Here is a 14,439-nt window from a genome sequence, read left to right on the forward strand (position 1 = left end):
GATCGTCATTACGATGCGTGAAAAACCGCATCCGGTCGCCGGGCAACAGATTCTTGTTGTAAGTGAGACCTTGCCGGAAGGCGAGGTCTATGCATAAAAGCGCAGCGGCTGCCGTCTTCCGACGTCAGCCGTTTTGTTTTTATGTAAGGAAAATAGTAATGAATACTGTCGGCACACCGTTGTTATGGGGCGGATTCGCAGTGGTCGTGGTCATCATGCTGGCTATCGATCTGCTGCTGCAGGGACGGCGTGGTGCGCATAGCATGACCATGAAGCAGGCCGCTGGCTGGTCCATTCTCTGGGTTACCCTCTCGCTGCTGTTTAACGCCGCTTTCTGGTGGTATCTGGTGCAGACCGAAGGTCGCGCCGTGGCCGACCCGCAAGCGCTGGCGTTCCTCACCGGCTACCTGATCGAGAAAGCGCTGGCCGTGGATAACGTCTTCGTCTGGCTGATGCTGTTCAGCTACTTTGCCGTTCCTCCTGCGCTACAGCGCAGAGTGCTGGTTTACGGCGTACTGGGCGCGATCGTGCTGCGTACGATCATGATCTTCGCCGGCAGCTGGCTGATTTCTCAGTTTGAATGGCTGCTCTACGTCTTCGGCGCATTCCTGCTGTTTACCGGCGTGAAGATGGCGCTGGCGAAAGAGGACGATTCCGGGATCGGCGATAAACCGCTGGTACGCTGGATCCGCAATCATCTGCGCATGACGGATAAAATCGAGGGTGAACGCTTCTTTACCCGCAAAAACGGCGTTATCTACGCCACGCCGCTGCTGCTGGTGCTGATTCTGGTCGAGCTAAGCGACGTTATCTTTGCCGTCGACAGCATTCCGGCCATCTTCGCCGTGACCACCGATCCGTTTATCGTGCTGACCTCAAACCTGTTCGCGATTCTCGGCCTGCGTGCGATGTATTTCCTGCTGGCGGGCGTCGCGGAGCGTTTCTCCATGCTGAAGTACGGCCTGTCGGTGATTCTGGTGTTTATCGGCATCAAGATGCTGATTGTCGATTTTTACCATATTCCCATCGGCATTTCGCTGGGCGTGGTCGGCGGTATTCTGGTGCTGACGCTGCTGATCAACGCCTGGGTCAATAAGCACAACGATCGGAAAAAACAGCTGCAGTAAGACGTAAACGGCCGGGTGAAGACCCGTTTCACCCGGTCGGCAACGTTTGCCGCGCATTATTCTTACTCATGTCACAAAATAGTTAATACATAGTTAAAAAATAAGATCTCAGCGCGATAAACAGCATTTTACCCTTCCCCAGAAGCGTTCTTTCCGTATACTCAACCAGGCAAACATCTATTTACATCCGGACATAAACGTTACAAATAACACGTAGCCGGGACGGACCGCGACATCACTGGAAGGAATGAATTATGGCAACCCCATCACCCCGATCGACCCTGCTACGGCGACTGGCTCAGGGCAGTCTGGTCAAACAAATTTTAATTGGTCTGATACTCGGCGTGCTGCTGGCGACGGTCTCAAAACCGGCCGCCGTGGCGGTTGGGCTGCTGGGGACGCTGTTCGTCGGCGCGCTGAAAGCGGTGGCGCCGGTGCTGGTACTGATGCTGGTCATGGCCTCTATCGCCAACCATCAGCAGGGGCAGAAAACCAGCATTCGCCCGATTCTGTTCCTCTATCTGCTGGGGACTTTTGCCGCCGCGTTAACCGCGGTGCTGTTCAGCTTCCTCTTTCCGTCAACGCTGCACCTGAACGCGGCGGCAGAGAGCATCACCCCACCGTCGGGTATCGTCGAAGTCCTGCGCGGGCTGCTGATGAGCATGGTTTCTAACCCCATTGACGCGCTGCTGAACGCCAACTATATCGGGATTCTGGTATGGGCCGTCGGTTTAGGATTCGCGCTGCGCCACGGCAATGAAACCACCAAAAATCTGATTAACGACATGTCCCACGCGGTCACCTTTATCGTTAAAGTGGTGATTCGCTTTGCGCCGCTGGGTATCTTCGGCCTGGTCGCTTCCACGCTGGCGACGACCGGTTTTGAAACCCTGTGGGGCTATGCCCAGCTGCTGCTGGTGCTGGTTGGCTGTATGCTGCTGGTGGCGCTGGTGATTAACCCGCTGCTGGTGTTCTGGAAAATCCGCCGCAACCCGTATCCGCTGGTGATGACCTGCCTGCGCGAAAGCGGCGTATATGCCTTCTTTACCCGCAGCTCCGCCGCCAACATTCCGGTGAATATGGCCCTGTGCGAAAAGCTGAATCTGGATCGCGATACCTATTCGGTCTCTATTCCGCTGGGCGCGACCATAAACATGGCCGGCGCGGCGATTACCATCACGGTTCTGACCCTGGCGGCCGTACACACGCTTAATGTTCCGGTCGATCTGCCGACCGCGCTGCTGCTGAGCGTCGTCGCCTCGCTGTGCGCCTGCGGCGCCTCCGGCGTGGCGGGCGGGTCGCTGCTGCTGATCCCGCTGGCCTGTAATATGTTTGGTATCCCGAACGATATCGCCATGCAGGTGGTCGCCGTGGGCTTCATTATCGGCGTTCTGCAGGACTCCTGCGAAACCGCGCTGAACTCCTCGACCGATGCGCTGTTCACCGCCGCCGCCTGTATCGCTGAAGACGAACAGCTGGCGAAAAACGCCCTGCGCAGTTAATCTCACCTCTCCCCTCCGCTAACGCGCGGAGGGGTTCTCTTTCTGCCCCGCCTTTTCCGCTTTAAACGGATCGATACCGCGCTTTTGCATCCGCCGGAATCGGATGATATTCAGACCGTTCATCAACAGGAAGCTGCCTTCAATCAGGGTGCCGCCGATCGAGCCCAGCCAAAAGTTGTGGATCACCCAGCAGGCGGTCGAACACCACATGACGCAGCGGACGGTTAGACCCGAGCAGCGAAAGAGCGCCCAGGTACTGGCCAGGGTGCCAATAATCGGCAGCAGCTCCATGGCGTGCTGCAGCTTCGCCAGCCCCAGCACCAGGGTGAGCACGATAAACAGGGCCATCACCCACAGCCTGCGGGTGCGCATGGAGATCAGGGTGCGGACGGTATTCAGCTCGGCGCTCATTCCCGCCGGCCAGGCGCCCATCAAAAAGAAATGCACGCCAATGGTGGCGCTATAGACGGCCAGCTGTAGCTTAAAGCGACGCTCATCGCGGTTGAAAAAGGTCGTAATACCGATCAGAAAGGCGATAACGCCGACGCCCTGGGCAAGCCAGTATGCGGTCATGAAAAGTCCTTATATACCCGTCATACTTCAAGTTGCATGTGCGTTAGCTGCGTTCGTTCACCCCGGTCACTTACTTCAGTAAGCTCCCGGGGATTCGCTCACTTGCCGCGTTACTCGGCCTGCGGTCTCGCCCCTTCGGGGCCAGCGCCAGCGCTGTTCAAAGCACAAGTGCTTTGTCCTGCAACTCGAATTATTTAGGGTATAAGACAAAACGGCGCATCATTATCTGAAACGCCGCTTCCGGAATACCGCCCTTTTATTACTCTAAAGATTTCGCGCCACAGCAAGGCGGCAAGTTTAGACATCCCCGGGAGCTTACTGAAGTAAGTGACCGGGGTGGATAAATGCTGCCAACACAGCGGTGGTGCGAAAGATGACGAGTAATTAAAGGGTGACGCCGCTTTTGAAAATAGCCAGCTCACGGAAATCATTACGCTCATTGCAGGTCTGCTTACCGTTCGCAAAGGCCACAATGGTATCGACAAACTCCTCCAGCAGCTGCGGCATCGCTTTACCGTGAATCAGCTGACCGGCATCGAAGTCGATCCAGTGTTTTTTCTTTGCCGCCAGTTCGCTGTTGGTGGCAATTTTCACCGTTGGCACAAAACCGCCGTACGGCGTGCCGCGACCGGTGCTGAAGAGCACCATATGGCAGCCCGCGCCGGCCAGGGCGCTGGTCGCAACCGCATCGTTGCCCGGGGCGCTCAGCAGGTTCAGGCCGTGCACTTTTAGCCGCTCGCCGTAGCGCAGGACGTCGACCACCTGGCTGGAGCCCGCTTTCTGCGTACAGCCCAGCGACTTATCCTCCAGCGTCGTGATACCGCCCGCTTTGTTGCCCGGCGATGGATTCTCATAAATCGGCTGGTCATGAGCGATAAAGTACTGTTTGAAATCATTAACCATCGTCACCAGCTTGCCAAACGTCTCTTCATCGCGACAGTGGCTCATCAGCAGCTGCTCGGCACCGAACATTTCCGGCACTTCGGTCAGCACGGTGGTGCCGCCGTTGGCAATCAGATAATCCGAGAAGCGGCCCAGCATCGGGTTTGCGGTGATGCCGGACAAGCCGTCAGAGCCGCCGCACTCAAGACCAAACTTCAGTTCGCTCAGCTTACCCGGCTCGCGCTTGTCGTGGCGCATCACCTCATACAGCTGGCGCAGATGCTCCAGCCCGGCTTCCACTTCGTCATCCTGGTGCTGGCAGATCATAAAGTGGACGCGGTCAGGGTCGAACTCGCCCAGCGTTTCGCGGAAGGCATCAACCTGATTGTTTTCGCAGCCCAGGCCGACCACCAGTACCGCCCCGGCGTTCGGGTGGCGCACCATATTTTGCAGCATGGTACGGGTGTTGATGTGATCGTCACCGAGCTGTGAGCAGCCGTAGGTATGGCTGAAGAGATGAACGCCGTCGATACCTTCCGCGTCGTTGGTTTCCTTCAGAAAACGGTTCTGCATCTGGCGCGCCATGGCGTTGACGCAGCCGACGGTCGGCAGGATCCACAGCTCGTTGCGCACCCCGACTTCGCCGTTGGCGCGACGATAAATTTGGATGTCGCGATCCGCCGGCTGCGCGGCGGGTTCGATCAGATCCGGTTGATAGCTGTACGCGTCGAGATCGCTTAAGTTAGTACGCGTATTATGGGAGTGGATATGTTCCCCCGGCGCAATATCCGCCAGCGCATGCCCTATCGGCAGACCATACTTAATGACGTTGTCTCCCTTCGCAATGCCGCGCAGCGTAAACTTATGCCCGCGCGCAATATCCTGCGCCAACGTGACCGTATCGCCGTCAATGGTGACTACCGTGCCTGCCGCCATATCCGCCAACGCTACCGCGACGTTATCGTGCGAATGGATTTTAATGTATTGCATATCAACCGACCTCTGGTCTTAGTTCAGTTCAATGGCGAAGTAGTCACGCGCATTGTTAAAGCAAATGTTTTTCACCATCTTGCCCAGCAGCTGAATATCCGCCGGCGCTTCTCCCGCTTCAACCCAGCGGCCAATCATCTGGCACAGGATGCGGCGGAAGTATTCATGACGGGTGTAGGAGAGGAAGCTGCGGCTATCGGTCAGCATCCCGACAAAGCGGCTCAGCAGGCCAAGCTGCGCCAGCTGGGTCATCTGACGTTCCATACCGTCTTTCTGATCGTTGAACCACCAGCCGGAACCGAACTGCATCTTGCCCGGCATGCCTTCGCCCTGGAAGTTGCCGATCATGGTACCCAGCACTTCGTTGTCGCGCGGGTTCAGGCAGTAGAGGATCGTTTTCGGCAGCAGGTTTTCTTCGTTCTGTTTGCTGAGCAGTTTGGACAGCTCTTCCGCCATCGGGCGGTCGTTAATGGAGTCAAACCCTACATCCGGCCCTAACAGTTTGAACTGGCGCAGGTTGTTGTTGCGCAGCGCGCCGATGTGGTACTGCTGCACCCAGCCGCGACGGGCGTATTCCGCGCCGAGGAAGACCAGAACCGCCGTTTTGAACTGCGCGACTTCATGCTCGCTGAGGGCTTCACCCGCCAGACGACGCGCCAGGATGCTATCCAGTTCGCTTTCGTTGGCTTCGGCGAACAGCACCACGTCGAGCGCGTGGTCAGACACTTTACAACCGTGAGCGGCGAAGTGATCCAGACGTTTGGTCAGCGCGGACTGGAGGTCGGCAAAGCGGCGAATGTCGGTGTCAGACACTTCACCCAGCTTCGCCATGTAGTCGTTGAAGGTGGCCTGTTCGATGTTGAAGGCTTTGTCCGGGCGCCAGCTCGGCAGTACTTTCACGGAGAATGAACTGTCTTTAGCGACGGAGGCGTGATGCTCCAGCGAATCGACCGGATCGTCGGTGGTGCCGACCATTTTCACGTTCATCTGCTGCATGATGCCGCGAGCGGAAAAGCTATCCTGCGCCAGCAGATCGTTGCACTGATTCCAGATTTCATCCGCCGTCGCCGGAGAGAGAACCTTACCTGTAATACCAAAAGGACGGCGCAGCTCAAGATGCGTCCAGTGGTATAACGGGTTACCGATGGTATGCGGTACGGTGGCCGCCCAGGCGTCAAATTTCTCGCGATCGGAAGCATCGCCGGTGCACAAACGCTCGGCTACGCCGTTAGTACGCATCGCGCGCCATTTATAGTGATCGCCTTTCAGCCAGATGTCATACAGATTTTTGAAACGATAATTCTCCGCGATCTGCTGCGGCGGCAGGTGGCAGTGATAGTCAAAAATCGGCTGGTCTTTCGCGTAATCGTGGTACAGGCGGCGGGAAAACTCGGTATCAAGCAGAAAATCTTCGGTCATAAACGGTGTCATTTTCGTGTCCTCTTCGCCCCCTGGGGAGCCCATCAGATGATTGACTATAATGCTGACAAAGTTATCACACCAATTTCCACAGGCCGAAGTATTTTTCGTGAGTTAGATCAATAAACGATGACAAAAAAAGTACCATCAAAGGAGTAAACGCCCCGCCAGAGCGCGCCAGCTCTGGCCTTTTTCGCATGAACGAATGCCCACACAAACTTTCCCACTTTTGTGACGTCACTCAACTTTTGAAGTTGTATGACAAGTTATCTTGCTGCCGTCGAAACATATAAACCGACGGAATGCATTACCGACGAACTATCACGTCGGATTTACCGGTATGGACACCGAATTAGACACAACAGTTAATGGCAAGGTTCGGGCCATACGAGGTTTCCTCTCCTGAACCCTCCGTTTCACCTTCTTCGCCTCAGTTACAGGGCTGGAAGATAGCCGCACCCGCTGCGGATATATAACAAACGATGAGGTTTACATGCGTAAAATTAAAGGGTTACGTTGGTACATGATCGCACTGGTGACGTTAGGTACCGTGCTGGGGTACCTGACGCGTAACACTGTGGCGGCAGCTGCGCCGACTCTGATGGAAGAGTTACACATCTCCACCCAACAGTATTCCTATATCATCGCGGCCTATTCCGCTGCCTATACCGTTATGCAACCCGTTGCCGGCTACGTGCTGGATGTTTTAGGCACTAAAATCGGCTATGCCTTCTTTGCTATCGCATGGGCGGTGTTCTGCGGCTCTACGGCGCTGGCGGGAAGCTGGGGCGGTCTGGCGCTGGCGCGCGGCGCGGTGGGTGCCGCCGAAGCGGCAATGATCCCTGCGGGCCTGAAAGCCAGCTCCGAATGGTTCCCGGCAAAAGAGCGTTCAATCGCCGTTGGCTACTTCAACGTCGGCTCCTCGATCGGCGCCATGATTGCCCCACCGCTGGTGGTTTGGGCCATCGTGATGCACAGCTGGCAGATGGCGTTTATTATCTCCGGCGTTCTGAGCTTTGCCTGGGCGATGGCGTGGCTGATTTTCTACAAACACCCGCGCGATCAGAAAAAATTAACTGAAGAAGAACGCGACTACATTATCGGCGGCCAGGAATCTCAGCATCAGACCAACAACGGCAAGAAAATGTCGCCGTGGCAGATTCTGCGCAACCGTCAGTTCTGGGGTATCGCCCTGCCGCGCTTCCTTGCCGAGCCGGCGTGGGGGACCTTCAACGCCTGGATCCCGCTGTTCATGTTTAAAGTCTACGGCTTTAACCTGAAAGAGATCGCGATGTTTGCGTGGATGCCGATGCTGTTTGCCGATCTTGGCTGTATCGTTGGGGGCTATCTGCCGCCGCTGTTCCAGCGCTGGTTTGGCGTAAACCTCATCGTTTCGCGCAAAATGGTCGTCACCATGGGTGCGGTGCTGATGATTGGCCCGGGGATGATCGGTCTGTTCACCAGCCCGTTTGTCGCTATCGCCCTGCTGTGCGTCGGCGGCTTTGCTCACCAGGCGCTGTCCGGTGCGTTAATTACCCTCTCTTCCGACGTGTTTGGGCGTAACGAAGTGGCGACGGCGAACGGCATGACCGGTATGGCCGCCTGGCTGGCGAGCACGATGTTTGCCCTGGTGGTTGGCGCACTGGCGGACACTATCGGCTTTAGCCCGCTGTTCGCCGTGCTGGCGGTTTTCGATGTGCTGGGCGCCGTGGTTATCTGGACCGTGCTGAAAAATAAATCGGCGGATGACGACACGACACCGCTGGAAACGAGTAAACCCGCCACGCAAAGCTAGAGGCACGCGAGTTATCCCCTCCGAAAGCCGCCTTGATTAAGGCGGCTTTTTCGTCTCTTCTTATGGTGAGAAGCGCGTAAAAGTGGTATAACAAATCCAATATTGTCGCCATCTCCCGGGAGCGAATATGGAAATCACTGAATCGCGTCGTCTGTATCAGCAGCTTGCTGCTGAGCTTAAAACGCGCATTGAACAAGGTGTCTACCTTGTGGGCGATAAGCTACCCGCAGAGCGGTTTATCGCTGATGAAAAAAGCGTAAGTCGTACCGTGGTTCGCGAAGCCATCATTATGCTGGAAGTTGAAGGCTACGTTGAGGTCCGCAAAGGCTCCGGCATCCACGTCATCTCTAATCATCCAAAACATCAGCAAATTGCCGACGAATCGCTGGAATTTGCCAATTATGGTCCTTTTGAGCTGTTGCAGGCCCGTCAGCTGATAGAAAGCAATATTGCCGAATTCGCGGCGACTCAGGTGACCAAGCAGGACATCATGAAGCTGATGGAAATCCAGGAAAAAGCGCGTAAAGAGAAGTGCTTCCGCGATTCCGAATGGGATCTTCAGTTCCATGTGCAGGTCGCGCTGGCGACGCAAAATACGGCGTTAGCCGCTATCGTCGAAAAAATGTGGACCCAGCGCGTGCATAACCCGTACTGGAAAAAACTGCACGACCATATCGACTCACGTACCGTCGATAACTGGTGCGACGATCATGACCAAATTCTTAAAGCGCTGATTCGCAAAGATCCGCATGCGGCTAAGCTGGCGATGTGGCAGCATCTGGAAAATACCAAGCTGATGTTGTTCAACGAAACCAGCGACGACTTTGAATTCAATGCCGATCGCTACCTGTTTGCCGATAATCCCGTGGTTCATCTCGATACGGCCGCCAACGGCGTAAAATAGACGTTCTCCTTCTGCAGGGCAGCGATTCCTCCGCTGCCCGTAAAGCCTCAGGGTAAGCAAAGCATATATAGTGTCAGCCTGTGTAAATACACTCGCCACCCTCCTTCGCAATCAGCAAAATCAGAATGCAACAAACTGCAATTTCTATGACGTAAAGTCAGCGGGTTTGTTACAATTAGATGCATTTTGTCGTTCTGAGAGTTAGCTTTGGCTTACTTCACTTTTAAACAGGGAACCGTTCAGAGCGCAGTAGCGACCATAATCTAATAAAAAGCTATGTCGCCGTGCATATACCGCGTTCAGACGTGCCGTTAACCGATGTACCAGGAATCGTGAATGGAACTATTAACCCAATTATTGAACGCCTTGTGGGCTCAGGATTACGAAACTCTCGCTAATCCCTCCATGATTGGCATGCTGTACTTTGTCTTATTTATGATTTTGTTCCTTGAGAACGGTTTGCTACCCGCCGCCTTTTTGCCCGGCGATAGCCTGCTTGTGCTGGTCGGCGTCCTGATAGCCAAAGGCGCGATGGGCTTTCCGGAAACGCTGCTGCTGCTCACCGCGGCGGCAAGTCTCGGCTGCTGGCTGAGCTATATTCAGGGCCGATGGCTTGGCAATACGCGAATCGTACAAAACTGGCTATCGCACCTCCCTTCGCACTATCATCAGCGCGCGCATCACCTGTTCCATAAGCACGGGCTTTCCGCACTGCTGATTGGCCGCTTTATCGCTTTCGTTCGTACGCTGCTGCCGACCATCGCCGGGCTATCAGGCCTGAGCAGCGCACGCTTCCAGTTTTTTAACTGGATGAGCGGGCTGCTGTGGGTTCTGATTCTGACCTCGCTGGGATACCTGCTGGGGAAAACGCCGGTATTCCTGAAGTATGAAGATCAGCTGATGTCCTGCCTGATGCTGCTGCCCGTCGCGCTGCTGGTGTTTGGCCTGATAGGTTCGCTGATTGTCCTGTGGAAGAAAAAATACAGAAGCCGGGGCTAACGATGGAGATGACACGCTCCTCTCTGCGTCAGATAAGCTGGGTGCTGGGCGGTTCGCTACTCCTGTGCGGCCTGTTCTGGCTCTGGCTCACCGTGCAACAGCAGGAATCCACGCTGGCTATTCGTCCCGTTAGTCAGGGTATCAGCATGCCGGACGGTTTTTCCGTCTGGCACCATCTCGACGCTAACGGTATCCGTTTTAAAAGCATTACGCCGCAGAATGACGGTTTGCTTATCAAGTTTGACTCCAGCGCTCAGGGCGCTGCGGCAAAAGAAGTTTTGGGCCGCGCTCTACCGCATGGTTATATTATCGCTTTAGTGGAAGACGATGATTCGCCTACCGCATGGATTTCGCGCCTGCGCGATACGCCGCACAGATTCGGGTAATCCACGAAAATTCCGAATATATTCACCCTGTTTGGTGATTTCCCGGTTTACTTACTATCATTAAGTTTGCGGGCGTCACCAGACTCACGTTACTCAACTGGATAGGGGATATTCTGAGATATTCCCCCACACAATGGAAGGTCGTATCCATGAAACACCGCATCGCTTTGATCCTGGTTCTGTCATCACTGAGCGCCAGCGCCTTTGCCATCTCCCCTTGCCAGGAAAAAGAGCAGGATATCCAGCGGGAGATCAGCTACGCAGAAAAGCATCATAACCAGCACCGTATTGACGGTCTGAAAAAGGCGCTGAGCGAAGTAAAAGCGCACTGCAGCGACAGCCAGCTCAAAGCCGATCACCAGAAAAAAATCGCCAAACAGCAGGAAGAAATTACCGAACGTCGGAACGACCTGCGCGAAGCCGAACAGAAAGGCGATGCTGACAAAATCAGCAAGCGTCAACGTAAACTTGATGAAGCGCAGCAGGAACTGAAAGAGCTGCAGTCTCGCGAGTACTAATCGATTAAGCAAGACCAATATGGACCACTTTAACAGGAGATAAACATGGCTAAAGATAACGTTGCAGAAGACCTGCGTGCGGAACTGAAGACGCTGGCTGATACCCTGGAAGAAGTGCTGAACTCCTCCACGGATAAGTCGAAAGAAGAGATTGGTAAGCTGCGCAGTAAAGCCGAAAGCGCGCTGAAGGAAAGCCGTGCTCGACTGGGTGAAACCAGCGATGCTCTCCTGAAGCAAACGCGAGAAACCGCTGCGCGTGCAGATGAATACGTCCGTGAAAACCCCTGGACCGGCGTGGGAATTGGTGCTGCCGTCGGGCTGGTACTGGGTGTCCTGCTGACGCGTCGTTAATTATGGCGAACTCTAAAAGCACGCAAGGACCCGGGCAAAGCGTTTTCGGCATCGGTCAGCGAATAGTCACTTTGCTGGTCGAGATGGTGGAAACGCGCCTGCGCCTGGTCGTCGTGGAGCTGGAAGAGGAGAAAGCCAATCTCTTCCAGCTGTTCCTGATGCTCGGGCTGACGCTGCTGTTTGCCGCGTTCGGGCTGATGAGCATGCTGGTGCTCATCATCTGGGCCGTCGATGCGCAGTATCGGCTCAATGTGATGATCGCCACCACCGCTATCCTGCTGCTGGCAGCGCTCATTGGCGGTATCTGGACCTTACGCAAAGCCCGACGTTCAACGTTCCTGCGCTTCACGCGTCAGGAGCTGGCTAACGACCGCGCATTGCTGGAGGACGATAAGCCATGAGCCGCGAACAGCAGGAACGCGAACGACAAAAAGCGCTTTTGCTGCGCCTGATCCAACAGCAGCGGCTGGACCTTAGCGCCAGCCACCGCCACTGGATTGAAGCGACCGCGCCCATTGATCGCGGCTGGAACACCTTCCTCAATCTGCGTTCATGGGCGATGGTCGGCAGCGGCATCGTGGCAATATGGTCCGTTCGCCATCCGCGCTTTTTGATGCGCTGGGCAAAGCGCAGCCTCGGTATCTGGAGCACCTGGCGGATGGCACGCAATCTGCTGCGTCAGTCCACCTCGCGCTAAGGCTAATGACCGGGTCCGGCGCCAGCCGCCGCCCGGCATCCCTCTCGCCCCACTGTCCCCGTCAGGTTTGCCCCTCTTCTTGCTCACCAGCAGACCGCTTTCGCCTTTCAGCGTCTGCCGTCATTTTGCGCAGCACCGCCTGTACGACCCGCTACAGCCCCACTTACATTCATGTCCTTTATCAATAATTACTCAGAAACTTTGAAGAAGATCTACAGTTTTCCTTGCTAACAATCACATCTCATCCTCGCTAATATCCTCTCCATCGACAGCAAGCCCGCGTAACTACGCAGGATTGCACCAAAAAACAAAATCGCCGCCCTTTGGGTTTTCTGGAGTAAGAAATGAAAAAATTAGAAGATGTTGGTGTACTGGTAGCGCGCATTCTGATGCCCATTCTGTTTATCACCGCAGGTTGGGGAAAAATCACCGGTTATGCGGGTACTCAACAATATATGGAAGCCATGGGCGTCCCTGGGTTTATGCTGCCGCTGGTTATCCTGCTTGAATTCGGCGGCGGTCTGGCGATTCTGTTCGGTTTCCTGACCCGCACCACCGCGCTGTTCACCGCAGGCTTCACCGTGCTGACCGCGTTTCTGTTCCACAGCAACTTTGCTGAGGGCGTGAACTCGCTGATGTTCATGAAAAACCTGAGCATCGCAGGCGGCTTCCTGCTGCTGGCTATCACCGGTCCAGGCGCCTTTAGTATCGACCGCGTCCTGAATAAAAAGTGGTAAGCGCACTATACTAGTAAATAAAAAAGCGAGGGGACTTCTCCTCGCTTTTGCTATCTGAAGGAGGAAATAATGGGACAATTAGTTGACGGCGTCTGGCACGATACCTGGTATGACACCAAATCCACCGGAGGGCGATTTAAACGTTCTGTGTCCGCCTTTCGCAACTGGCTAACCGCCGACGGCGCGCCGGGCCCAAGCGGCGAAGCCGGGTTCGCTGCGGAAAAAGACCGTTACCATCTGTACGTTTCTCTGGCCTGCCCATGGGCGCATCGCACCCTGATCCTGCGCAGCCTGAAAGGACTGGAGCCGTTTATCTCCGTCTCCGTGGTCAACCCCCTGATGTTCGAGAACGGCTGGACTTTCGACGATAGCTTCCCGGCAGCGACGGGCGATACCCTCTACCAGCACGAATTTCTTTATCAGCTTTATCTGCATGCCGATCCCCACTATAGCGGGCGCGTCACGGTGCCGGTATTGTGGGATAAAAAGCAGCAAACCATCGTCAGCAATGAGTCGGCGGAAATCATCCGCATGTTGAATACCGCATTTGACGGACTGGGTGCCCGCGCTGGAGATTACTACCCGCCTGAGCTGCGCGCGCAAATTGATGAGCTGAACGGCTGGATCTATGACAACGTCAACAACGGGGTCTATAAAGCCGGATTCGCCACCAGCCAGCAGGCCTATGACGAAGCGGTCGATGCGGTGTTTACGTCTCTGGAGCGTCTGGAACAAATCCTTGGTCAACACCGCTTCCTGGCCGGTAACCAGCTGACGGAGGCCGATATTCGTCTGTGGACCACCCTGGTTCGTTTCGACCCGGTGTATGTGACCCACTTTAAATGCGACAAACGCCGCATCAGCGATTATCTCAATCTTTATGGCTTCCTGCGCGATATCTACCAGATGCCGGGCATCGCGGAAACGGTGGATTTTGCCCATATTCGCAACCATTACTACCGTAGCCATAAGACGATCAACCCAACCGGGATTATCTCCGTCGGCCCGCAGCAGGATCTTAACGAACCGCACGGCCGCGATCTTCGCTTCCGCTAATCCGTTGGGCGCCCTTTACCGCGCCCAATAATTCACAAAACAAATATTTACCAGCATTTCATTCACGTCTATTCTTATTTCGATCGCTTTAAAAACAAGTGATTGACGGTTAATCGAGGCGTAAAAATGGACTGGTATCTTAAAGTATTAAAAAACTACATTGGATTTGGCGGCCGCGCCCGGCGCAAAGAGTACTGGATGTTTATTCTGGTCAACATCATCCTGACCGGCGTACTCAGCATTATTGATAAAATGCTCGGATGGCAGCGCGCAGGAGGGGAAGGCATTCTGACGACCATCTATGGCGTGCTGATATTCTTACCGTGGTGGGCGGTGCAGTTTCGTCGATTGCACGACACCGACCGCTCGGCATGGTGGCTGTTATTGCTGCTGATCCCCGTGATCGGCTGGCTGGTGATCCTGGTCTTCAATTGCCAGAACGGCACTCCCGGCAATAACCGCTTCGGGCCGGACCCGAAACCGACCTCTTACTGACCATGCGC

16 protein-coding genes are annotated in these 14,439 nt (G+C 55.1%); 13 read left to right on the forward strand and 3 right to left on the reverse strand.

The window, feature by feature from the left end:
• The first annotated feature begins 158 nt into the window (after positions 1-158).
• Positions 159-1,127 (forward strand): TerC family protein, encoded by a 969-nt coding sequence (locus tag ACESQ2_RS16650; RefSeq protein WP_286115367.1) that lies wholly within the window; start codon positions 159-161, stop codon positions 1,125-1,127.
• Between the two features lie 254 nt (positions 1,128-1,381).
• Positions 1,382-2,629: a serine/threonine transporter SstT gene (gene sstT, locus ACESQ2_RS16655; RefSeq protein ID WP_014839615.1), complete on the forward strand. Its 1,248-nt coding sequence runs from the start codon at positions 1,382-1,384 to the stop codon at positions 2,627-2,629.
• Positions 2,630-2,647: 18 nt separating this feature from the next.
• Here the strand turns inward: sstT and ACESQ2_RS16660 are convergent, their stop codons facing one another.
• The 3 genes from ACESQ2_RS16660 to uxaC form a co-directional block, all read right to left on the reverse strand.
• Positions 2,648-3,202: a YgjV family protein gene (locus tag ACESQ2_RS16660; RefSeq protein WP_014226934.1), complete on the reverse strand. Its 555-nt coding sequence runs from the start codon at positions 3,200-3,202 to the stop codon at positions 2,648-2,650.
• 384 nt (positions 3,203-3,586) lie between these two features.
• On the reverse strand, positions 3,587-5,074 hold the full coding sequence (locus tag ACESQ2_RS16665; protein ID WP_014226935.1) for a UxaA family hydrolase: 1,488 nt from the start codon (positions 5,072-5,074) through the stop codon (positions 3,587-3,589).
• An 18-nt stretch (positions 5,075-5,092) separates the two neighbouring features.
• A complete protein-coding gene (uxaC, locus tag ACESQ2_RS16670; protein ID WP_373170935.1) occupies positions 5,093-6,505 on the reverse strand; it encodes a glucuronate isomerase in 1,413 nt (470 codons plus the stop codon).
• A 481-nt stretch (positions 6,506-6,986) separates the two neighbouring features.
• Between uxaC and ACESQ2_RS16675 the strand changes: the two genes are divergently transcribed.
• The 11 genes from ACESQ2_RS16675 to ACESQ2_RS16725 all read left to right on the forward strand — a co-directional run bounded on the left by ACESQ2_RS16675 (position 6,987) and on the right by ACESQ2_RS16725 (position 14,431).
• Entirely contained in the window at positions 6,987-8,288 is a 1,302-nt protein-coding gene (locus tag ACESQ2_RS16675; protein WP_046878304.1) for an MFS transporter, read from the forward strand.
• A 127-nt stretch (positions 8,289-8,415) separates the two neighbouring features.
• On the forward strand, positions 8,416-9,192 hold the full coding sequence (exuR, locus tag ACESQ2_RS16680; protein ID WP_004854448.1) for a transcriptional regulator ExuR: 777 nt from the start codon (positions 8,416-8,418) through the stop codon (positions 9,190-9,192).
• Between the two features lie 336 nt (positions 9,193-9,528).
• The gene (gene yqjA, locus ACESQ2_RS16685; protein ID WP_004125499.1) at positions 9,529-10,191 is read left to right on the forward strand and encodes a DedA family general envelope maintenance protein YqjA; all 663 of its coding nucleotides are present in this window, start codon (positions 9,529-9,531) and stop codon (positions 10,189-10,191) included.
• An 8-nt stretch (positions 10,192-10,199) separates the two neighbouring features.
• The gene (gene mzrA, locus ACESQ2_RS16690; protein ID WP_161506366.1) at positions 10,200-10,577 is read left to right on the forward strand and encodes an EnvZ/OmpR regulon moderator MzrA; all 378 of its coding nucleotides are present in this window, start codon (positions 10,200-10,202) and stop codon (positions 10,575-10,577) included.
• A 149-nt stretch (positions 10,578-10,726) separates the two neighbouring features.
• Positions 10,727-11,095, forward strand: a complete 369-nt coding sequence (locus ACESQ2_RS16695; RefSeq protein ID WP_014226939.1) for a DUF1090 domain-containing protein — start codon at positions 10,727-10,729, stop codon at positions 11,093-11,095.
• Positions 11,096-11,140: 45 nt separating this feature from the next.
• Positions 11,141-11,446, forward strand: a complete 306-nt coding sequence (locus tag ACESQ2_RS16700) for a YqjD family protein (RefSeq protein WP_014226940.1) — start codon at positions 11,141-11,143, stop codon at positions 11,444-11,446.
• Positions 11,447-11,448: 2 nt separating this feature from the next.
• Positions 11,449-11,847, forward strand: a complete 399-nt coding sequence (locus ACESQ2_RS16705; protein ID WP_004854455.1) for a phage holin family protein — start codon at positions 11,449-11,451, stop codon at positions 11,845-11,847.
• Positions 11,844-12,143, forward strand: a complete 300-nt coding sequence (locus tag ACESQ2_RS16710; protein WP_004854457.1) for a YqjK-like family protein — start codon at positions 11,844-11,846, stop codon at positions 12,141-12,143. Before ACESQ2_RS16705 ends, ACESQ2_RS16710 begins: the two co-directional genes overlap by 4 nt.
• 344 nt (positions 12,144-12,487) lie before the next feature.
• Positions 12,488-12,880, forward strand: coding sequence for a DoxX family protein (locus ACESQ2_RS16715; RefSeq protein ID WP_004125512.1), 393 nt, complete (start codon positions 12,488-12,490; stop codon positions 12,878-12,880).
• A 69-nt stretch (positions 12,881-12,949) separates the two neighbouring features.
• The gene (locus tag ACESQ2_RS16720; protein ID WP_373170938.1) at positions 12,950-13,936 is read left to right on the forward strand and encodes a glutathione S-transferase family protein; all 987 of its coding nucleotides are present in this window, start codon (positions 12,950-12,952) and stop codon (positions 13,934-13,936) included.
• A gap of 126 nt (positions 13,937-14,062) precedes the next feature.
• On the forward strand, positions 14,063-14,431 hold the full coding sequence (locus ACESQ2_RS16725) for a DUF805 domain-containing protein (protein WP_004105984.1): 369 nt from the start codon (positions 14,063-14,065) through the stop codon (positions 14,429-14,431).
• The last annotated feature ends 8 nt before the right edge of the window (positions 14,432-14,439 follow it).

This window comes from Klebsiella sp. Q11 (assembly GCF_964241505.1).
GTDB lineage: Bacteria > Pseudomonadota > Gammaproteobacteria > Enterobacterales > Enterobacteriaceae > Klebsiella > Klebsiella michiganensis.